This window comes from Achromobacter sp. D10, from assembly GCF_035282245.1.
Classification (GTDB): domain Bacteria; phylum Pseudomonadota; class Gammaproteobacteria; order Burkholderiales; family Burkholderiaceae_B; genus Achromobacter; species Achromobacter insolitus.
The window spans coordinates 125886-147223 of the sequence record NZ_JAYJLE010000014.1 but is presented as its reverse complement, the minus strand read 5'-3'; the positions used below and the strand labels follow the sequence as shown (position 1 = coordinate 147223).

Below are 21338 nucleotides of genomic sequence, written 5' to 3'. Positions count from 1 at the left end.
TTGCCAGCCTTTTCTCGCGATTTCATCCACAAGTTCAATGGCGATTCGACGAACGTAGTGCCATGATTGCGTCTGCGATCGACGTCGCATTGCGAAAATCATGTAACTGAGTGCATCCGCGCGTCGTTCTGGAGGGCTGGACGTTCAGCCTGGTTTCAGTCGTTTCTTTGTAATCTCATCGTCCTGAATCCCGGGGCGGGGGATGTCTGGCCGATCAGGCCTGTAACGCCGCACTATCTATGCATACCGAGCAAGAACTCCACACCAAGATCGGCGAGATCGTCGAGTCGATCGTCATGAAGAAAGTCACCCCCGATACGCAACTGATTGCCTCAGGCCTGGTCGATTCGCTCGCCGCCGTGGACATCACGCTGGCGGTCGAGTCGGAGTACGGCTGCAGCATCCCGGCTCCCGAGATCGCGGAGCACCTACAGTCGGTCCGCACGCTTGCCGGCTATGTCGCTGCCCATACTTCGTAATACCCGGCTGTTGTCTCACGTCGCGGCTGCCGCGACGGCGGTGGCTCTGGCAGTGGGAACATATTGCGGCGCGGATGATCTGCTCAGCCGCGTCGTGAACCCGATGTCGGCGCCCTCGGCCCTCGCGGCCACCAAGAGCAACTACCTGCCCAACCTGGGCCCGGACTGGGGCACCCAGCACGTCAACCTGAACCGCCTGGGCAACGCCCTGAGCGACGGGACGCTGGTCGTGCTTGGCTCGTCCGAGCTGTCCAGCCACGACCTGCGCTTCGTGCCCTATCGTTTCTTCCCCGAAGAACTGAAGGTGCCTACGCTGGCCTATGGCCACGCCATGTTCCAGTCCTACGGCATCGTCAGCGTGCTGGAGTCGGTGGCGGATTCGCTTACGCCCAACACGCGACTGGTGATCATGCTGTCGCCGGCCTGGTTCGCGTCGGGCGGGCAGCTGCCGCGCAGCGCGTTTGCCGAGCACGTGACCGGCCCGGTCTGGGACCGTCTCTGGGACCAACCCAGCACGCGCGAGCAGATGCAGACATGGATTAGCGACAACGCCAACTGGGGCCTGCTGTGGCTCATCGCCAATGGGCAGGTTGCGGAGCTCAAGGACAAGCTGGGGCTGTGGTGGCATGCACGCAAGGAGCCGGCGCCCGATCGTCCGCGCAGCAAACTGTCCGTGCCGGCGCACCGCTACGTGTCATGGCCGTCCTCCGCGCGTCTCGATCAGGGGCAGTGGGCGCGCCTGACGCATCAGGCGCGCGCAGTCGAGCAGGACCTGGGCGGCCACAACCCCTATGACGTGCGCGACGACTACTACAAACAGTACCTGGCGCCGCTGTATTCGCCGGCGCGCAACGAGTTTGCGGACGTGGACCCGATCACTCGCGCGGAACTCGGCGACTTGTCGCGCGTGATGGCGCTGTTGCAGAAGCGCAAGGTCCGCGCCTACTTCGTCATTCAGCCGTTCAATCCCAAGCTCATCCTGGATGTGGAACGCTTCGACCCGGTGGTGGCTGCCATCACGGGCATGTGCGCGCGCTACCAGATGGGCTGCCTGGATCTCTACAGCATCCCGTTCGAACCGGGCATGCTGCGTGACGACATGCACTTGGCCGAGCTCGGCTGGGCCATGGCCGATCAAGGCATTGCGGAGTACTTTTCCCGATGAGCAAGATTCTTCCCACGGCCTCGCCCGAGGCCGGCAGCACTGGCGAAGGGCAGCAAACCCGCAAGGCGGCTGCCGCCTGGGGACGCCGCTTTTTCTGGCACCTTTGCTTGTATATCGGCGTGATCCTGGTGTTCGTGCTGCAGGCGCAGCCCACCACGGGCAGCGGCGGACCGATCAAGGTCGAATTCCAATACCAACAGTTCTGAGCCCGGCATGGAATTGTTCGCAAGCTTGAGCTTTTTCGGCGGCGCCTTGTGCGGCGGCCTGGGCCTGTTGGCCTACCGTTCCTTTGGCATGCCGCTGCGCATCGGCTACCGCCACATCATCGGCGTGATTTGCCTCGGTGTGTGGATGGCCGTGTTCTGGGCGCGCCCCTACCAGCCCATCGCGTTGCTGGCGATTTCCGGCAGCGCGCTGTGGGCCGTGCGGCGCAACTACATGCCCACGTGGCTGGCCATGATCATCACGATGACGCCGCTGCTGCTGGTGAAAACGGGCGTGTCGCACCTGGGCGCCATGCTGGGCCTGTCCTTCGCCACCTTCCGCGCCATCGATGTGCTGCTCTTCGCGCAGCGCAACGAGCGCGTGTCGCCGCTGGACTACTTTATCTACCTGTTCTTTCCGTTGACGCTATTGGCCGGCCCGATGTACCGCTGGCGCAACTTCCAGGCGGACCTCAAGCGCGGCTACGAAGGCGTGAACCTGAATACCTGGCTCAGCGGCCTGGAGCTCATCATGCTGGGCGTGATCCAGAAGTTCGGCCTGGCCGAACTGATCTGGCGCTACGGCCTGTCGACGCTGGACGCGCACGACTACTCGTTCACCGGCGTGGCGCTCAATGCCTCGCTCTACAGCGCCTATCTGTTCTTCGACTTTGCCGGCTACTCCACGATGGCGATCGGCATCGGCATGCTGTTCGGCTTCACCTTGCCGATCAACTTCCGCAATCCCCTGGCCACGCTCAATCCGCAGGATTTCTGGCGTCGCTGGCACATCAGCCTGTCGGAATGGCTGCGCGACGTGGTGTTCATGCCCATCTACAAGGCGCTGAGCAAGACCAAATTCTTCTCGCGCCATCGGATGGCCGCGCAGAACATCGGCATCTTCGCCACCTTGCTGGCCATGGGCGTATGGAACGGCCTGTCGCTGCACTACATCGTCAGCGGCCTGATGTTCGGCGCGTATTCGGTCGGACACAACCTGCTGATCAATGCCGCGCGGACCCGGCCGGCGCTGCAGGCCGCGCTGGCGCAGCCCGTCATGCGCTTTCTCGGGCGCGTGCTCACCCTGATTCTGGCCGCGCTGGCGCTTTACGTGTTCAGCGGCCGCAGCCCTATCTGACGCCGGGAGTTTCGGCATGCGTTTCGATCTCAAGTCTTTCCAGTTCACGGACGCCGACCAAGCTCCCGACGCGCCGGCCATCGTTGCCGCTGATCGCAGCCTGAGCTGGGCGCAGTTGCGCGCCGAAGCCGGCGCCTGGGCCGAAGAGGCGCGCAGACATGGTGCGGCGCCGGACGTGCCCGTGGCTATCTACGGCCACAAGGAAGCCTCGTTCTTCGTCGCCATGGTGGGGGCCTTGTTGATCGGCTCGCCGTTCGTGCCGGTGGACACCATCTACCCCGAAGAGCGCCTGCGCCGCATCGTCGAGATCGTGCGCGCCGCCGCTGTTTTCGACGCCGCCAGCGGCACGTTCACACGGGGCGAAGGCGCGGTGCTGGCCGAGCGCGGCCTGGCCTACGTCATGTTCACGTCGGGCAGCACGGGCGATCCGAAGGGCGTGCAGATCGGCCGCGAAAGCGTCGGCCTGCTGGGCGACTGGATGCTGGGCAGTTTCGGCCTGGGCGAAGCGCCCGTGTTCATGAATCAGGCGCCGTTTAGCTTCGACCTGTCCATGTACGAAGTATTCGCGACCCTGGCCGCGGGCGGTTGCTGTGTGCTGAACGCGCGCGAGCAGATCGCCGCGCCCGCGCCCTGGATGGCCCGCCTGGCAGAGCACCGCGTGACGGTCTGGGTGTCCACGCCTTCGTTCGCCCACCAGCAATTGGCCAACCGTGATTTCTCGCCAGCCACCTTGCCGACGCTACGCACCTTTTTGTTCTGTGGCGAGCCATTACCTTCGGCGCTGGCCAAGAAGCTGCGTCAACGCTTCCCTGATGCCGTGATCCTGAACACTTACGGTCCCACGGAAGCCACCGTGGCCACCACGTGGATCGAAGTGACGGACGCTGTCCTGGCCGCGCATGATCCGCTGCCGGTGGGGCATGCCAAGCCCGATAGCGTGCTGTTCGTGGACGAAGGTGAAATCTGTATCGTCGGCGACCACGTCATGCGCGGCTATCTGAACCGGCCCGACCTGAACGAGGCCAAGCTCTACATCTATGCCGATGGCCGCCGCGCATTCCGCACGGGCGATCTGGGCCAGATGGAGGGCGATGGCCTGTTGTTCTGCCGTGGCCGGATGGACGACCAGATCAAACTGAACGGTTATCGCATCGAGCTGGCGGAAATCGACGAGGCGCTGCACGGCCTGCCTGGGGTGGAGGGCGGCGCCTGCGCGGTGTTGCGCAGGCCGGACGGCACGGCGGTGCGCTTGATTGGATTTGTGGCGGGCGTGGATGCGGAGCAGGTGGCGCGCACATTGCCGCCGGACGCCCTGGCGGGCTGGAAAGAGCGGCTGGCCCAGCGCCTGCCGCCCTATATGGTGCCGTCCGAGCTGGTGGCCTGCCCCGCGCTGCCGATGTCGAACAACCACAAGATCGACCGCAAGAAGCTGGTCGAAATCTACTCCGCCATTCCGGCGTAGGCGGCCTTGAGGCGGGGCAGCGCCCCGCCTTTACAGGCCCATCATGCGCTGGCTGATATTGGACAGCACCATCAGCAGCACCTGCGCCACGATCAGCAGCACCAGCGGCGAAAAGTCGATCGCGGTGCGCGGCAGCAGACGGCGGATAGGGTCCAGCATGGGCGCGGTGAGTGCCTGCAGCAGCGGCATCATGGGCGCCATCGGGTTGACCCACGACAGGACGGCCTGGATCAGCGTCAGCCACACCACCAGGTTCAGCGCCCATTTGATAGCCATGATCAAGGCCGAGCCCATGGCCTTGGGCAGGTATTCCACCGGGATCAGCGCGCCGATAGCCACCAGCCAGACCAGCACCAGATAGAGCAGCGCGGCAAGCCAGACGGCGACGAGGCTGGTCCAGTCGATCTTGTTGCCGGCGGGAATGATCTTGCGCAAGGGCATCACCAGCCAGTTGGTGACTTGGTAGATGAAGCGCGACAACGGGTTGAAGGGGTGCAGCCGTATCGCGTGCATCCAGGCGCGGGCAATCAGCGCTGCGCCGAACAGCGTGAATGCGATTTCGAGGAGGAAGCGCAAGATTTCATCGAGCATGGACACGATCACCCTGAAAAAGAGGAGTCAATTGTCGCACGCCCAGACGAAAAATCGCCTGCAGGCGGCGCGGGCTTGCAGTCCTTGGTAGAGGAGGCATCTTTCCAGGCCGGGCGGGCATGAAAAAGCCGCCCGGCCTAGGCCAGGCGGCTCTGCGAAGCTAGTGCTTCGAACCGTCCTGATTAGGGACGGCCACCCGTCGGGAACGGCCACGACGCGGCGGGGTTCAGCGCGGTCTTCGCGCCCGGTGCGGCAGCCGTGGACGGCGGCGTTACGGGCTTCTTCGGAGCGGCTTTCTTCGCAGCGGGCTTCTTGGCAGCGGCAGGCTTGGCTGCAGCGGGAGCCTTTTTGGCAGCGGGGGCCTTCTTGGCAACAGCCTTCTTGGCGGCAGGCGCCTTCTTGGCTACGGCCTTCTTGGCAACCGCCTTCTTGGCAGCGGGGGCCTTCTTGGCGACGGCCTTCTTGGCTACCGCTTTCTTGGCAACCGCCTTCTTGGCGACGGCCTTCTTGGCGACAACCTTCTTGGCTACGGCCTTTTTGGCAACCGCCTTCTTGGCGACAGCTTTCTTGGCGACAGCTTTCTTGGCGACGGCCTTCTTGGCGACAGCCTTCTTGGCTACCGCTTTCTTGGCGACGGCCTTCTTGGCTACCGCTTTCTTGGCGGCGACCTTCTTGACTGCCGGCTTCTTGGCGGCAACCTTCTTCACTGCCGGCTTCTTGGCAGCGACTTTCTTGACGGCTACCTTCTTGACGGCAGCTTTCTTGGCCGGTGCGGCCTTCTTCGCTACTGCCTTCTTGGCGGCGGGCTTCTTCACCGCTTTCTTTACGGCTTTCTTGGCTGTTGCCATGGTCATGCTCCTTAGGTTCAGGGGTCCCAGAACTTAAACCCGTGCCCCGATCCGCCAACAAGGCGCATCGTGCCCGGGCTATTCATCGGCGCATGCCGCTGTTCTGTGCGAGCAACAGCTACTACGGTTTGCGCTAATGAATTCGGCACAGCCATTTGATATGGCCCCCGCTCCTTTGGCGCGAGCCATTTCAAATGGCGCCGGCAGGCGACCTGATCACAGGCCGCCGACCGCTTGTTCTACGTGTTCGATATGCCACCACGCTGCACCTTCGGCTCGCTGCCTCCGAGGGGGGGCATTCTGCCTTAGGGCGGCCCGGCGACAAAACACCCTGACCGAGGAGAGCGTCACCAAGCCTGTCGCGAACGCGACGCTCCTTGCATCTGGAGCGTGCCCGCGCCGGGCCTGATGACGTACTGCTTTTACTCCCAGCTCAGCGTGCCACCGGTTTGGTATTCGATCACGCGAGTTTCAAAAAAGTTGCGTTCCTTTTTAAGGTCGATCATTTCCGCCATCCACGGGAAGGGATTTTCTTCCTGCGGGAACAGCGGTTCGATACCGATTTGCTGGCAACGACGGTTGGCGATGAAGCGCAGGTAGGATTTGAACATAGGTGCGTTCAAGCCCAACACGCCGCGCGGCATCGTGTCTTCGGCGTAAGCGTATTCGAGTTCGACCGCTTTGCGGAAGAGTTCTCGGATTTCTTCGCGGAATTCCGGCGTCCACAGATGCGGATTTTCCAGTTTGACGGTGTTGATCAGGTCGATGCCGAAATTGCAGTGCATGGATTCATCGCGCAGGATGTACATGTACTGCTCGGCGGCGCCGGTCATCTTGTTCTGGCGGCCCAGCGCCAGGATCTGCGTGAATCCAACGTAGAAGAACAGGCCTTCCATCAGGCAAGCAAAGACGATCAGCGACTTCAGCAGCGTCTGGTCGGCTTCGGGAGTGCCCGTCTTGAAGTTGGGGTCCGCGATCGCGTCGATGAACGGGATCAGGAATTCGTCCTTGGCGCGGATGGACGGCACTTCGTTGTAAGCGTTGAAGATCTCCGCTTCGTCCAGGTCCAGGCTTTCGACGATGTATTGATAGGCGTGCGTGTGGATCGCTTCTTCAAACGCCTGGCGCAGCAGGAACTGGCGGCACTCGGGCGCCGTGATGTGGCGATAGGTGCCCAGCACGATGTTGTTCGCGGCCAGCGAGTCGGCGGTGACGAAGAAGCCCAGGTTGCGCTTGACGATGCGGCGCTCGTCCTCGGTGAGCCCGTTCGGGTTCTTCCAGAGGGCGATGTCGCGCGACATGTTGATCTCTTGCGGCATCCAGTGGTTGGCGCAAGTGGCCAGGTACTTCTCCCACGCCCACTTGTACTTGAAGGGCACGAGCTGATTGACGTCGGTCTGGCCGTTGATGATGCGCTTGTCGGCAACCTTCACGCGTTGCGAGGCGGCGGAGCCGCTGGCAGCCAGGCCGGCCGCGTGTTCAGGCGCGGGCGGCGTGGGCATGGCGGCATCGCCGAAAACACCGGTCGCTGCCCGGACTGCGGGCGCAGCCTGCCCGCCCGCCGCGGGTGCGGGCGATTGAGCAGGTTGCGTTGCGATGGTGTCGTCTTCCCAATTAATCATGATTCATTCTCCGGAGGCGGTTATTGGCAGGCTTCGCACTCTTCGAAGCCGGGGTCGCCCGGCCGCATGGTGCAAACCGCCCCGAGAACTTCGGGTTCCGGCAAAACAGGTGCAGCAGCAGCGACCGCGGGGCCAGCGGACGGAGCGCCCGCCGAGACGGCGTTCAATTCGCCGCCGCGTCCCGTGGACTTCTCGGCGCTGGTGGCGCCAAGGGTACGCAGGTAGTAGGTCGTCTTCAGGCCGCGCTTCCAGGCCAGCTTGTAGGTGTCGTCCAGCTTCTTGCCCGACGCGCCCGACATGTAGATGTTCAGCGACTGTGCTTGATCGATCCACTTCTGGCGGCGCGACGCGCATTCAACCAGCCAGCTCGGTTCGACTTCGAACGCGGTGGCGTAGAGGTCGCGGAGTTCGGAAGGTACGCGATCGATGCGGGACAGGCTGCCGTCGAAGTACTTGAGGTCGGCGACCATGACTTCGTCCCAGAGACCGAGTTTCTTCAGGTCACGCACGAGGTAATCGTTAACGACCGTGAACTCGCCGGAGAGATTCGATTTGACGTACAAGTTCTGGAAAGTGGGTTCGATGCACGCAGATACACCAATGATATTGGAAATAGTCGCGGTTGGGGCGATTGCGATGCAATTGGAGTTGCGCATGCCATGTTGTTTGATGCGCGCGCGCAACGTATCCCAATCGAGCGTGCTCGACTCATCGACTTCAACGTGACCGCCGCGTTCATCGCGCAGCATCTTCAACGTGTCTTGCGGCAAGATGCCACGCGACCACAACGAGCCTTCATACGATTGATAGCGGCCGCGCTCTTCAGCGAGCAGGCTCGATGCCCAATACGCGTGATAGCACACGGCTTCCATCGAACGATCGGCGAACTCGACGGCGGCTTGCGATGCATAAGGCACGCGCATCATCTGCAGGCAATCCTGGAAGCCCATGATGCCCATGCCCACCGGACGATGGCGCGCGTTGGAATTGCGGGCCTTGTCGACGGCGTAGTAGTTGATGTCGATGACGTTGTCGAGCATGCGCATGGCGATGCTGACCGTGCGCTTGATCTTGTCGTGGTCGAGTTCGAAACCGCCGCCGGCAGCCGGCTTCATGTGCGCGACCAGGTTCACGGAACCCAGGTTGCACACTGCGATTTCGGATTCGTTGGTGTTCAGCGTGATCTCGGTGCACAGGTTCGAGCTGTGCACCACGCCCACGTGCTGCTGCGGCGAACGGATGTTGCACGGATCCTTGAACGTGATCCACGGATGGCCGGTTTCGAACAGCATCGACAGCATCTTGCGCCACAGGGTCAGCGCCGGCATCTTCTTGAAGAGCTTGAGGTCGCCGCTGGCCACGCGCGCTTCGTAGCCCACGTAGGCTTCTTCGAAGGCGCGGCCGTACTTGTCGTGCAGGTCGGGGCAGTCGGACGGCGAGAACAGCGTCCATTCGCCGCCTTCCATGACGCGCTTCATGAACAGGTCGGGAATCCAGTTCGCCGTGTTCATGTCGTGCGTGCGGCGGCGTTCGTCGCCGGTGTTCTTGCGCAGTTCCAGGAACTCTTCGATGTCCAGGTGCCAAGATTCCAGGTACGTGCAGACCGCACCCTTGCGCTTGCCACCCTGGTTGACCGCCACGGCGGTGTCGTTGACGACCTTCAGGAACGGAACCACGCCCTGGCTTTCGCCGTTGGTGCCCTTGATGTGGCTGCGCAGCGCGCGCACCGGGGTCCAGTCGTTGCCCAGGCCGCCGGCGTACTTGGCCAGCAGCGCGTTTTCCTTGATGGCGTCGTAGATGCCTTCCAGGTCGTCGGAGACGGTGGTGAGGTAGCACGACGACAGCTGCGAGTGCAGCGTGCCCGAGTTGAACAGCGTGGGAGTCGAGCTCATGAAGTCGAACGAGGACAGGATCTCGTAGAACTCGATGGCGCGGGCTTCGCGATCGGATTCGCGCAGCGCCAGGCCCATGGCCACGCGCATGAAGAACACCTGCGGCAGTTCGATGCGGGTGCCGCGGATGTGAAGGAAGTAGCGGTCGTACAGGGTCTGCAGGCCGAGGTAGCCGAACTGCAGGTCGCGCTTGGCGTTCAGCGCGTGGCCCAGTTTGGTCAGGTCATAGTTGGCCAGTTCGGGCGACAGCAGGCCGCCTTCGATGCCGCGGGCGATGAAGGTGGGGAAGTATTCGGCGTAGCGAGTGGCCATGCCGTCCTGCGAGACTTCCTCGCCCAGCACTTCCTTGCGGATCGTGTGCAGCAGCAGACGGGCGGTGACCTGGCTGTAGGCCGGATCCTTTTCGACCAGTGCGCGCGCGGAGAGGATGGCGGACTTGAACACTTCGTCGACGGGGATGCCGTCGTACAGGTTCTTGACCGTTTCCTTCAGGATCGCTTCCGTGTCGATGAACTCGGCCAGGCCTTCGCCGGCGGCTTCAATGGTGGCGCGCAGTTCGGCCAGGTCCAGCGGGCGGCGCACGCCGGCGTCGGTCACGTTCAGCACGTGTTCCTGCGGGGCGGCGGCTTTCTCCTGGTTTTCGGCGGCGGCGGCGGCCGCGGCGCGTTCCTGCGTGCGCTTTTCGCGGTACAGCACGTAGGCGCGGGCGACGTCGTGCTCGCCCGAGCGCATCAGCGCCAGTTCAACCTGGTCCTGGATGTCTTCAATATGGAAGGTGCCGCCGTTGGGGCGGTTGCGCACCAACGCATTGACGGCCTGGCCGGTCAGGTTCTCGACCAGCTCACGCACGCGCGCGGAGGCCGCGCCCTGGCCGCCATTGACGGCCAGGAAAGCCTTCGTCATGGCGATGGCGATCTTGTTGGGTTCGAACCCAACCACCGAGCCATTGCGGCGAATGATGTTGTAGCTGGCCCATTTCCCGCCATTTGCGTCGGCGGGAGAATCGGTTTGGGAGGGCGGCACGGCCGAGGGCCGGGTCACAGAGGCGATCGTAGTCTGCATGGAAGCTCCTGTGCGAAAAGCGCGTAGATAGCGACATGACGGCGTCATGTCAGGTACGAAATCGGATCTTTTAAAGGGGGTCGCAACGTTAGGACGGGCTAGTCCAAAAGGCGTGGCCGACGGGAATCAGCGCTTAGGCGACCACAACATATAGTGTAGCACCCCTCGTTGGACACTAATTCTAGTGATCGAGTACGACAGGGACAAGAAGAAGATAAGACGAAGGTCACAAAAGATTGTTACTAAATGCACTAGGCGCGCCCAGCAAGGCGCGCCTAGGAAGGTGCCGCTCAGAGCGAATGTTTATGCGGTTTTCCGCAGGGGCATATCGCGCGGGGCAGGCGCCGTATAGGTTTGCATCAAGCGGCCCAACTCCGTCCGATACTTCTCGACGTTCGCAGTCTTCACGTGGCCGAAGCCGCGGATGGTTTCTGCAAGGCCGGCGATTGTAGCCGCTTGCTGCAGCTTGTCCCGGGTCAACCCTGCCAGCAACTGGTCTATGGTCTGGCGGTACTCGCGCACCAGCGTCCGTTCCATCTTGCGTTCGGCCGTATGGCCGAAAGGATCGAACCAGGTGCCGCGCAAACCCTTCAGGCGCGCCAGCAGCTTCAACGCTGTCATGGTGCGCGGGCCCAGCGTCATCTTGCGCGGCACGCCGGTGCGCGGGTCCTTGCGGGCGAAGATCGGCGGGGCCATGTGAAAGCGCAGGCTGTAGTCGCCTTCGAACTGGCCTTTCAACTGCGCCTGGAACGATTCGCCGGTGTAGAGACGCGCCACCTCGTATTCGTCCTTGTAGGCCATGAGCTTGAAGAGGCCGCGCGCGACCGCCAGCGCCAGGCGCGGCGTCTTGGCGTCGGGCGCCAGTTCGCGCTCGCGCGCCGCGACGGCCTCGACGACGTCCTGGAACTGGCGGGCGTAGTTGGCGTCCTGGTAGGCGGTCAGGTCTTCGATACGGCGCGCAACGGCGCGCTCGAACGATTCGGGCACGTGCAACTGCACCACCTGGGCGCGCGGTCGCAGCGCGCCTTCCAGCGCCTGCGGCTGATGCGCAGCCAGCCGGCCGCTATCGAACGCGGCCCGGTTGGCGGCTACCGCCACGCCGTTGAGTTCGATGGCGCGATTGATCGCGGCTTGCGACAGCGGCACGCCGCCGCGCTGCCAGGCATAGCCCAACATGAACATATTGGACAGGATGCTGTCGCCGAACAGGGCCAGCGCGGCTTCGTGCGCGTCAATCGCGGCGGTGTTGGATTCGCCCGCCGCGTGGCGGATCTTGGCCAGCAGCGCTTCGGGCCGCATCGCGGCGTCCGGATTGCGGGTGAAGTCGGAGACCGGGGCCACGTAGGTGTTGACCGTGACCTGGGTATGGCCACGGCGCAGCGCGCCCAGCGAATCCGGCGCGATGGAAGCCACCGGGTCGCACAGGATCGCGGCGTCCGCCTGCTGCCAGTCCAGGCGCACCGGGCCGGCCGGCGAGCCGGCGGGCGCCAGACGGATGTGGCTGACTACCGTGCCGCCCTTTTGCGCCAGGCCGGTCAGGTCGAGCACGGCTGCCGACAGACCTTCCAGATGCGCCGCCATCGAGACGATGGCGCCGATGGTGATGACGCCCGTGCCGCCCATGCCGGCGACCAGCAGGCGATAGGGACGGTCCAGCGCGGGCGTGGCAGGCGCGGGCAATTGCGCGATCAGGCTTTGCAGGCGTTCCTGGTCGGCCTTGGGGGCCGCGCTCTTCTTGGGTTTGCCGCCCATGACGGAAACGAAGCTGGGGCAGAAGCCTTCAGCGCAGGAATAGTCCTTGTTGCAGCTGGACTGGTCGATGGCGCGCTTTCGGCCGTATGGGGTTTCCAGGGGCACGACCGACAGGCAGTTCGACTGCACGCCGCAATCGCCGCAGCCTTCGCACACCGCGCTGTTGATCAGCATGCGGCGTGCCGGATCGGGGAATTGGTTCTTCTTGCGGCGGCGGCGCTTTTCGGCGGCGCAGGTCTGGTCGTGGATCAGCACGGTCACGCCGGGGATTTCGCGCAGTTCGCGCTGCAGGGCATCAAGCTCGCGGCGATGATGCACCTTGATGCCGGCCCCCAGGTCCACGCCCTGATATTTCTCGGGTTCATCCGTGGTGACGACAATGCGCGCCACATTCTCGCCGCGCAATTGCTGGCAGATGCTGGGCACGGAGATCGGGCCGTCGATGGGTTGGCCGCCCGTCATCGCCGTGGCATCGTTGAACAGGATCTTGTAGGTGATATTGGCCTTGGCCGCCACGGCCTGGCGGATGGCGAGATAACCCGAATGGTAGTAGGTGCCTTCTCCCATGTTCTGGAAGATGTGCGGCATCTTGGTGTAGCGCGACAGACCGATCCAGTCGACGCCTTCGCCGCCCATCTGCGTCAGGCCGCCGGTGTCGCGGTCCATCCACGCGGCCATGTAGTGGCAGCCCACGCCCGAGAGCGCCTGGCTGCCTTCGGGCACCTTGGTCGAGGTGCTGTGCGGGCAGCCCGAACAGAAGTAGGGGCGGCGACGCATGCCGTCGGCGTCATTCGATAGCGGCGCCTCGCAGCCGAACGCGGCCAGGTCCGCCGCCAGCGGCAGGCCGGCGGCACGGCTGAGCCAGCTGGCGAGCGGTTGCGCCAGCAGGGAAGGGCGCAACTGGCCCGCCGAGGGCACCAGCGGTTCGCCGTCCAGGCCCTTCTTGCCGATGACGGTGGGACGGTCCGGCATATTGAACAGCAGGTCCTTGATCTGGCTTTCGACCACCGCGCCTTTTTCCTCGATCACCAGGATATGCGAGAGGCCGCGGGCGAATTCGAGCAGGCGGCCGGTGTCCAGCGGCCAGGTCAGGCCGGGCTTGTAGACGCGTACCGGCGCGTTCGCGGTGACGGTGTCCACGCCCAGGCGCGACAGCGCTTCCATCGTGTCCAGATGCGCCTTGCCTACCGTGACGATGCCCACGGTCGCCTTGGGCGCAGGACAGGTCAGGCGGTCGATGCTGTGGCGGCGCGCGAACGCGGCCACCGCCTTCATGCGCAGGTTCATGCGCGTTTCGATCGCCAGCGACAGGAAGTCGCGCGCGGAGTATTCCAGCGCTTCGGGGGGCATGTCCGGGTCCGCAGGCATGTCGTAGCGTTGCGCAGGGGCGGGGACGAACGAATGTCCGCACTCTATGGTTTCGGACACGGCCTTGAAGGCGACCCAGGTGCCCGAATAGCGAGACAGGGCCCAGCCCCACAGCGCGAAGGTTTCGTATTCGTCGATGGAGGCGGGATGCACGATGGGCATTTGCCAGCCGATCAGCGAAGCCTCGCTGGAGTGCGGGATCGAGGACGAGACGGCGGTGTGGTCGTCGCCCACCACCACCAGCACGCCGCCGTTGCGCGAGGCGCCCGCGGCGTTGCCGTGATGCAGGGCGTCGCCCGCGCGGTCCACGCCCGGGCCCTTGCCGTACCACATGGCGTAGACGCCATCCACGTTGCGGTCGGCGCGCACGCCGGCCTGCTGGGTGCCCATGACGGCAGTCGCCGCCATGTCTTCATTGATGGCGGGCAGGAAGGTGATCTGGTTGGCGTCCAGCGCCTTCTGCGCCTTCCACATGGCCATGTCCACGCCTCCCAGGGGGGAGCCGCGGTAGCCGGAAACGAAACCGGCCGTGTTCAAACCTCGCTCGCGATCCATCCGGCTCTGGGTGAGCATGATGCGCACCAGGGCTTGCGTGCCGGTGAGGAAGATGCGGCCGGAGCTGCGGGTGAGGTTGTCGGCGAGCTGGTACTCGAGGTCCAACTGGGGCTCGGCGGCGGGGGTACCGTCCATAGTGAATACTCCTGGTTTCGGCACCATGATAGGTTCGCGAGCCATCGGGTTTATTGCGTTTTTGGATCGTGCTATCCCTATAATTCGCAATGAACATTTCGTGTTCGACAAAAACCAGGAGACTAAGCGATGGACAAGACCGATATCGGCATCCTCAAGGCCTTGCAGGAGGACGGCCGGGCCTCGGCGCAGCAGCTTTCAGAGAAGGTCGGCCTGTCGGCCGCGCCGGTGTGGCGCAGGGTGAAGGCGATGGAGGCAAGCGGGGTGATCCAGGGCTACAGCGCCCAGGTGGACCGCAGCAAGGTGGGGCTGGGCTGCATGTTCGCGCAGATCAGCCTGGAGCGGCATTCCGCCAATACGGTCGAGAACTTCGAGCGTTCGGTGCGCGACGCACCCGAAATCCTGGAGTGCTACGCGGTGACGGGAGATTCGGACTTCCTGCTCAAGATCCTGGTCGAAAGCCCGGAAGCCTACGACAGGTTCCTGCATCGCTTCCTGTTCAACATGCCGGGCATACGCCAGACGCGCACCATCGTCGCGCTGCGCGAGATCAAGCACGAACAGCGCCTGCCGCTGTAGGCGGGCAGGTCCCCTCCGTATCTATATATAGAGGGGACCGCGTTCTTATTGGGGCTGGATGCCCGAGATTCGGATCCATTCCTTCCAGCGCGCAGTGTCTTCCTTCACGAAGGCATCGAAGCGCGCCACGTCCATCGATTCGGGCGTCAGGCCCAGCGCGCGCAGCTTGTTCGCGGTGGCTTCGTCCTTGACCGCGGCCTGCATGTGGGCGTTCATTTTCTCCACGATGTCCGGCGGCGTGCCCGCGGGGGCAGACAGGCCCAGCCAGCCGGCAACGACGAAATCCGGGTAATAGCTGGTCATGGTCGGCACGCTGGGCCAGGCCGGTTGCGGCTGGGCGCCGGTGACGGCGATGGGGATCAACCCCTTGCCGTCGATTTGGCCCATGGCGGTCAGGTAGTCCACGAAGGCGAAGTTGATCTGCTTGCCGCGCAGGTCGGTGATGATCTGCGTGATGTTCTTGTAGGCCGCGCCGGTGATTTCGATGCCGGCGCGTTGCTTCAGGAGTTCGGACGGCACTTGCGAGGACGAGCTGTAGTAGCCGAAGAAGACCTGTCCGGGATGTTTCTTGGCGTAGGCGACCAGATCGGGAACCGTGCGGTAGGGGCTGTCGGGCGATACCACGCCGACGGTGCCGAAGGTGCCCAGCATGCCGACCTGGCGGAAGTCCTTCTGCGCGTCGTAGGGCAGGCTCTTGTAGAGGAACTGGTTGGCGGAATGGGTGGAGTTGGTGGACAGGAGGAAGGTGTAGCCGTCCGCCGCCGCATTCTTGGCGGCATTGGTGCCGACGATGCCGCCGGCGCCCGGACGGTCCTCGACCACCACGGTCTGGCCGGTCTTCTCGCCCAGGTATTGGGCCAGGGTGCGCGCGGTGAGGTCGGCCGCGCCGCCTGCTGCGGACGGCACGATAAGCGTTACGGGCTTTTCGGGCCAGCCGGCGGCATGCGCGGCCGCGGCCAGCAGCAGGCCGGCGCCGATCAGCGCCGGGCGGAGGTAGCGGGGAATGGACATGGTTGTCTCCTGATGGCGCGATTGCGCGCCGTTGTTGTCCTAGGGGTTTCTTGCGGTCAGCCGAAAAGGCCGCGGTGCCAACCCAGAATGGCTGCGGCGCTGACTTGCCACTGATCCGCGTACATCATGCAATGCGGCTGGCCGGCAAGCACCGCGTGCGAAAAGCCGAAGCGGCGCGCGATTGCCAGGTCCTGGCCGGGCGGATGCCGGTCATGGGTATCGAGCCCCGCTTCCAGGCACAGGCCGGGCGCGCCAATGGCGGCGGCATCGACGGGCACGCGCAGCAGATAGCGGTCGTTCAGCACTTCCGGGCTTTCGGCGCACAGGCGCTGCGCCACCGGCCCGATGTCGCGGTCCGGGGAGGTCGCCAGAAAACGCGCGCGTATTTCATGCTCGTTCGGGGCGCGGCGCGGCACGCCATCGGGGACGGGAGGCAGCGCCTGGGCGCCGGGCAGATCGCCAGGAGGCGAGGGTGCCAGCAAGACTACGCCCGCCACCGCGCGCTGGCTGGCGCCCAGCAGCGCGGGCAGCGCGCCCATGCTGTGCCCCACGACGACCGTGGGGTGCGACAGCGCATCCAGTGCGCTGATTACGTCCTGGCCCAGGTCCGCGATGGTGGCTGACGGGAACGAGGCGTCCTGGGGCAGCGCGCCGTGGCCGCGCAAGTCCAGCGCCGCGCAGGCCAGGCCGGCGCGGGCGAAGTAGGCCAGGTAGTGCGCATAGCACCACGCGCCGTGATAGGCGCCGGGCACGAACAGCAGGCCCGGCCTGGCGTCTTGCGGGGCGGCGCCAACGACAAGGCGGCCGCTGCCGGCAAAAAGGGCGGGCAAGTGGTCGACGAGGCTGAAATCCAGCGGGTCGGCGAAGGCGGGCGGCGGGGCGAGCAGGGAGTCGGCATTCATGGTGCGGCCATATTAGGTGGGCGCATGTGATCAGAAAACTTTATTTTTCATATGATTAGATAAGTTCTACTAATTGGGGCGCACATGCGTTCATCGCCCGAACTTTCCATCACCCATTACCGCCATTTCCTGCTGGTGGCCGAGCTGCGCAGTTTTCGCGCGGCTGCGGCCCGGGCGTTCCGCTCCCAGCCGGCGCTGTCGTTGTCCATCCGCGAAATGGAGCAACGCCTGGGGCAGCCGCTGTTCGAGCCAGGCAACCGCGGCACGCTCACGCGCTTCGGCCAGGATTGCCTGCCGCTGGCGCGCGAGCTGGTGCAGCACCACGATCGCGTGGCAAGCGCGCTGTCGGGGCTGGCCACCAATCAGGCCGGCACCTTGACCATGGCCTCGGTGGCCACGGTGGCGACGCACTGGTTGCCGGAGCTGGTGGCTGCGTATCGCGAACGCTATCCCGCGGTGGCGCTGCGCCTGTTCGACGACAACTCGGAAGGCGTGGAACGGATGGTCTTGGCGGGAGAGGTGGAGCTGGGCGTGTGCAGCCCGGTGTCGCAGGACCGGCGGCTGGCGTTCGAGCCTTTGCTGCGCGACGCCTTCGGCCTGGTCTGCCATCGCGGCCATCCGCTGGCGCGGCGCAAGTCGGTGACCTGGCGCGAGATCGAAGACCTGCCCCTGGTCGGGACCATTGCGCATCGCCAGCTTGCCGGCTATCCGCAGGCCGCGTTCATGCTGGATCGGCAGGTCTTCGTGTCCAACATGATGTCGCTGCTGGCCATGCTGGAGCGGGGCGTGGGCGTCACGGTGCTGGCGCGGCTGGGCGTGCCGCCGGACTCCCGGGGCCTGGCCTTCGTGCCGCTGTCGGGGCCGCGCATTGAACGCGAATTGGGCATCACCCGCCTGGCGGGGCGCAGCTTGTCTCCAGCCGCCGAACGCATGGAGGAAATGCTGCGGGCGAAGGCTGCGAAACGCGGCCGCAGTGTCGCTTGAAACCAACGCATTTTTGCGATTTGCGGCCATAAAACCGGGCAATTCCGGGGCGGACTGTTGCGCAATTGCACGTGGCGCGGATCGCCGTTGATTCTTCGCAAACGGCTCTTTAGAGTGCGTGATGTTTGCTGCGCGAGGGACGTGCCGGGGTGATCGGCGCGGCGCGTCGACAGACGTGTTGAGGAAGTCATGAGCAGTGTGTATTTGCGTTCGGCCGGCATCGCCTGCGCCGTTCTGATCCTGGCCGGTTGCGCCGCCAGGAAGCCCGCCACCATCACCGAGGCCCAGCCCGCGGAACCGCCCAAGCCGGTCGCCTGCGTGCCCGCCAAGGCCGGCGATCCCATGATAGGCACCTGGCTGTCGAACAGCCGCCCGCGCGACGTCAGCGGCGACCTGCAATCGTTGCTCGTGCTGTCCGCCGATGGCACCATGGCCTACGAGTCCCTGCTGAAGATCGGCCGCAAGACGCGCCCCGCGTTGCGCGAGACCGGCTGCTGGAGCGTGGCCGACGGTATCTATACGATGCAGACCACCAAGTCCGCCGGCGAGCTCGTGGATGCCAACGATCCGATCTACCTGAACCGCTATCGCGTCGAAAAGCTCGAGAAGACCAAACTGACGATGCGCGAGCTGAAAAACGGCGGCCAGGTGATGACTGCGCGCCGCATGCCCACGGGCTACCGTCTGTCCTATTGAGCGTTGCGCGGGGCGGACATTCCGCCCCGCCGCAAAGCCAAGATGGCCGGGCTGCGGTAAGGTGCGGTCTTCACCCATCCCCGCTGCCGGTCATCCATGCCTGCCTTGTCCTCCGAAGCGCGCGCCATCGCGCTGCTTGCCCTGGCCGCCTTCGTCAGCGCCAGCGCCTTTCGCATCTGCGACCCCATGTTGCCGCAACTTGCGGCGGAATTCGGCACCACCACGGGCCAGGCCGCGCGCGCGGTGACCGCGTTTGCCGTGGCCTATGGCGTGCTGCAGATGTTCTTCGGCCCGCTGGGCGACCGCTACGGCAAGTACCGTGTCGTCAGCATTGCGACCTTCGCCTGCGCCCTGGGCAGCGCCGGGGCGGTGATGGCCGGGACTCTGGATGTCCTGGTGTTCTGCCGCGTGCTGTCGGGCGCCGCGGGCGCGGGCATCGTGCCCTTGTCCATGGCCTGGATCGGCGACAACGTCCCTTATGAACGGCGCCAGGCCACGCTGGCCCGCTTTCTGACCGGCACCATCCTGGGCATGTCGGCCGGCCAGTTGGCTGGCGGCCTGTTCGCCGATACGGTGGGCTGGCGCTGGGCTTTTGCCGCGCTGGTCTGCGGCTACCTGATAGTCGGCGTGTTGCTGTTGCTGGAAGTGCGGCGCCAGCGGGCCCTGGGGCTCGGCCAGGTGGACCCGGCCGCGGTTCGCCAAGGATTCGTTGCGCAGGCCCGGCTGGTGCTGGGCACGCCTTGGGCCCGGATCGTGCTGGCGACCGTATTCGTCGAGGGCCTGCTGGTCTTCGGGGCCCTGGCTTTCGCGCCTTCGTACCTGCATGAACGCTTCGACATCTCGTTGACCGCCGCAGGCGCGCTGGTGGCCGTGTATGCGGTGGGCGGCCTGATCTACACGGTCGTGGCCGGCCGCATCCTGAAGCGCCTGGGTGAACGCGGCCTCGCGATTGCCGGCGGACTGGTCCTGGGGGCGGCGTTCCTGTCCTACTTGCTGGGGCCGGTCTGGGTGTGGAGCCTGCTGGCCAGCGTGCTGGCCGGTTTCGGTTACTACCTGCTGCATGCCACCCTGCAGACGAACGCGACCCAGATGGTGCCCTCGGCGCGGGGCACGGCGGTGGCGTGGTTCGCGTCCTGCCTCTTCATGGGGCAAGCGGCGGGCGTGGCCCTGGCAGGCGCGGTGGTCGATGAGATCGGGCCGGCCGCGCTATTCGGAGGTTCGGCCGTGCTGCTTCCGCTGCTGGGAGCGTTCTTTGCGCGCGCGTTGAAGGCGCGCGCGGCGGTCCAGCAGGCCTAGGGCCTGTCCACGCACCAAGAAGCTTCGCTGAAAAACACTGCGGGCCTTGCTCATCCGGGAATGAGCAAGGCCCGCGGTGCGTTTGGGAAAGCGGCGGTCAGATCGCTGCCAGGCGCTTGAGCACCGTTTGCTTGCCCAGCAAGGCCAGCACGGCGTCGACGGCGGGGGTCTGGGTCTGGCCGGTTACCGCGACGCGCAGGGGAATGGCCAGCTGGGGCATCTTCATGCCACGGTCGGCCAGCACGGCCTTGATCAGGGCGGACAGGGCTTCGCGGCTCCAGTCGGCGTCCTGGGCGCGCTGGGCAAAGTCGGCCAAGGCTTCACGCGCCGGGGCGGTCAGGTGCTGCTCGGCCAGGTCGGCGGGCGCGCCCTTGAATTCGGCGCAGAACAGCATGGCGCCGTCGGCCAGTTGTTCGAGCGTTTCGGCGCGATCTTTCAACAGGCCCATGACGCCCGGCAGGTCGATCTTTTCCGGATGGCCGCCGCGGTTCGCCACGCGCGGCGCCACGCGTTCGGCCAGTTCCGCGTTGTCCATCTGCTTGATGTAGTGGGCGTTGACCCAGTTCAGCTTCTTCGGATCCCACTGCGAGGCCGATTTGGACAGGTGCTTGGTGTCGAACCACGACACCAGCTGTTCGCGCGAGAAAAGTTCGTCGTCGCCATGGCTCCAACCCAGGCGCGCCAGGTAGTTGACCATGGCCTCGGGCAGGTAACCCTCATTGTCGTACTCCATGACGTTGACGGCGCCATGGCGCTTGGACAGCTTTTCGCCGTCCGGGCCCAGAATCATGGGTACGTGGCCGTATTCGGGCAGGGTGGCGCCCAGCGCGCGCAGGATGTTGATCTGGCGCGGGGTATTGTTGACGTGGTCATCGCCGCGCAGCACGTGGGTGATGCCCATGTCCCAGTCGTCGACCACGACGCAGAAGTTGTAGGTGGGCGTGCCGTCCGGGCGCGCGATGATCAGGTCGTCGAGTTCGGTGTTGTCGAAGCTGATCGTGCCCTTGACCATGTCGTTCCAGGAGGTCGCGCCTTCCTGGGGGTTCTTGAAGCGCACCACGGGCTTGCGGCCTTCCGGGATGGCCGGCAGGGTCTTGCCGGGTTCGGGGCGCCAGGTGCCGTCGTAACGCGGCTTGTCGCCGCGGGCGCGGGCGGCTTCGCGCATGGCTTCCACTTCCTCGGGCGAGCTGTAGCAGTGGTAGGCGGTGCCGGCGGCCAGCATCTGCGCAACCACTTCGCGGTAGCGGTCCATGCGCTGCATCTGATAGAAGGGACCTTCATCGGGCTGCATGCCCAGCCAGTCCATGCTGTCCAGGATGGCCTGCACCGCTTCCGGCGTGGAGCGTTCGACGTCCGTGTCTTCGATGCGCAGCACGAACGTGCCCTTGTGGTGGCGCGCGAAGGCCCAGGAGAACAGCGCGGTGCGGGCGCCGCCCAGATGCAGGAAACCCGTGGGCGAGGGCGCGAAACGGGTACGAATGGGAGAAGAGGCGTTGGAAGTCATAGGTGGCAATGATAGCGGCTGCGGCGCCACAAAACGGCGTCAGGCTGGGCCCGCGTCAAACGTAGAGCGGGATTGTCTTGTTACGATGAAGGGT

The 21338-nt window shown here is 64.9% G+C and carries 17 protein-coding genes; 9 read left to right on the top strand and 8 right to left on the bottom strand.

The window, feature by feature from the left end; genetic code table 11:
* The first annotated feature begins 239 nt into the window (after nucleotides 1-239).
* The 5 genes from VCS63_RS26520 to VCS63_RS26500 are packed head-to-tail and all read left to right on the top strand — an operon-like array spanning nucleotide 240 to nucleotide 4447.
* On the top strand, nucleotides 240-479 hold the full coding sequence (locus tag VCS63_RS26520; RefSeq protein WP_323881502.1) for an acyl carrier protein: 240 nt from the start codon (nucleotides 240-242) through the stop codon (nucleotides 477-479).
* Entirely contained in the window at nucleotides 457-1644 is a 1188-nt protein-coding gene (locus VCS63_RS26515) for a D-alanyl-lipoteichoic acid biosynthesis protein DltD (RefSeq protein ID WP_042796309.1), read from the top strand. The genes VCS63_RS26520 and VCS63_RS26515 overlap by 23 nt, the downstream gene beginning before the upstream one ends.
* Entirely contained in the window at nucleotides 1641-1850 is a 210-nt protein-coding gene (locus tag VCS63_RS26510; protein WP_042796310.1) for a hypothetical protein, read from the top strand. Before VCS63_RS26515 ends, VCS63_RS26510 begins: the two co-directional genes overlap by 4 nt.
* Before the next feature lie 7 nt (nucleotides 1851-1857).
* On the top strand, nucleotides 1858-2985 hold the full coding sequence (locus VCS63_RS26505) for an MBOAT family O-acyltransferase (protein WP_323881500.1): 1128 nt from the start codon (nucleotides 1858-1860) through the stop codon (nucleotides 2983-2985).
* Nucleotides 2986-3001: 16 nt separating this feature from the next.
* Nucleotides 3002-4447 (top strand): D-alanine--poly(phosphoribitol) ligase, encoded by a 1446-nt coding sequence (locus tag VCS63_RS26500; protein WP_323881499.1) that lies wholly within the window; start codon nucleotides 3002-3004, stop codon nucleotides 4445-4447.
* A 30-nt stretch (nucleotides 4448-4477) separates the two neighbouring features.
* On the opposite strand, the gene VCS63_RS26495 is transcribed toward VCS63_RS26500, so the two are convergent.
* The 5 genes from VCS63_RS26495 to VCS63_RS26475 form a co-directional block, all read right to left on the bottom strand.
* Entirely contained in the window at nucleotides 4478-5038 is a 561-nt protein-coding gene (locus tag VCS63_RS26495; RefSeq protein WP_042797537.1) for a YggT family protein, read from the bottom strand.
* A gap of 182 nt (nucleotides 5039-5220) precedes the next feature.
* Nucleotides 5221-5886: a histone H1-like DNA-binding protein gene (locus tag VCS63_RS26490; RefSeq protein ID WP_076816435.1), complete on the bottom strand. Its 666-nt coding sequence runs from the start codon at nucleotides 5884-5886 to the stop codon at nucleotides 5221-5223.
* A 422-nt stretch (nucleotides 5887-6308) separates the two neighbouring features.
* Nucleotides 6309-7508, bottom strand: coding sequence for a ribonucleotide-diphosphate reductase subunit beta (locus VCS63_RS26485; protein WP_042796313.1), 1200 nt, complete (start codon nucleotides 7506-7508; stop codon nucleotides 6309-6311).
* A 20-nt stretch (nucleotides 7509-7528) separates the two neighbouring features.
* Nucleotides 7529-10462, bottom strand: a complete 2934-nt coding sequence (locus tag VCS63_RS26480; protein ID WP_042796314.1) for a ribonucleoside-diphosphate reductase subunit alpha — start codon at nucleotides 10460-10462, stop codon at nucleotides 7529-7531.
* A gap of 303 nt (nucleotides 10463-10765) precedes the next feature.
* Entirely contained in the window at nucleotides 10766-14272 is a 3507-nt protein-coding gene (locus VCS63_RS26475; protein WP_323881497.1) for an indolepyruvate ferredoxin oxidoreductase family protein, read from the bottom strand.
* Nucleotides 14273-14401: 129 nt separating this feature from the next.
* On the opposite strand from VCS63_RS26475, the gene VCS63_RS26470 reads away from it, so the two are divergent.
* Nucleotides 14402-14851, top strand: coding sequence for an Lrp/AsnC family transcriptional regulator (locus VCS63_RS26470; RefSeq protein WP_008159001.1), 450 nt, complete (start codon nucleotides 14402-14404; stop codon nucleotides 14849-14851).
* 45 nt (nucleotides 14852-14896) lie between these two features.
* Here VCS63_RS26470 and VCS63_RS26465 read toward each other — a convergent pair whose 3' ends face one another.
* Nucleotides 14897-15862, bottom strand: coding sequence for a Bug family tripartite tricarboxylate transporter substrate binding protein (locus tag VCS63_RS26465; protein WP_063639801.1), 966 nt, complete (start codon nucleotides 15860-15862; stop codon nucleotides 14897-14899).
* Nucleotides 15863-15918: 56 nt separating this feature from the next.
* On the bottom strand, nucleotides 15919-16764 hold the full coding sequence (locus VCS63_RS26460) for an alpha/beta hydrolase (RefSeq protein ID WP_323881494.1): 846 nt from the start codon (nucleotides 16762-16764) through the stop codon (nucleotides 15919-15921).
* An 84-nt stretch (nucleotides 16765-16848) separates the two neighbouring features.
* Here VCS63_RS26460 and VCS63_RS26455 point away from each other — a divergent pair, with 84 nt between their 5' ends.
* From VCS63_RS26455 to VCS63_RS26445, 3 genes are all read left to right on the top strand, one after another.
* Nucleotides 16849-17748, top strand: a complete 900-nt coding sequence (locus VCS63_RS26455; protein WP_063962511.1) for a LysR family transcriptional regulator — start codon at nucleotides 16849-16851, stop codon at nucleotides 17746-17748.
* A 189-nt stretch (nucleotides 17749-17937) separates the two neighbouring features.
* Nucleotides 17938-18444, top strand: a complete 507-nt coding sequence (locus VCS63_RS26450) for a hypothetical protein (RefSeq protein ID WP_063639796.1) — start codon at nucleotides 17938-17940, stop codon at nucleotides 18442-18444.
* A 96-nt stretch (nucleotides 18445-18540) separates the two neighbouring features.
* Nucleotides 18541-19740 carry an MFS transporter gene (locus VCS63_RS26445; RefSeq protein ID WP_042796320.1) on the top strand — a complete coding sequence of 400 codons (1200 nt, stop codon included), beginning with the start codon at nucleotides 18541-18543 and terminating at the stop codon, nucleotides 19738-19740.
* Nucleotides 19741-19837: 97 nt separating this feature from the next.
* Here VCS63_RS26445 and gltX read toward each other — a convergent pair whose 3' ends face one another.
* A complete protein-coding gene (gltX, locus tag VCS63_RS26440; protein WP_063639793.1) occupies nucleotides 19838-21244 on the bottom strand; it encodes a glutamate--tRNA ligase in 1407 nt (468 codons plus the stop codon).
* Between the last annotated feature and the right edge of the window lie 94 nt (nucleotides 21245-21338).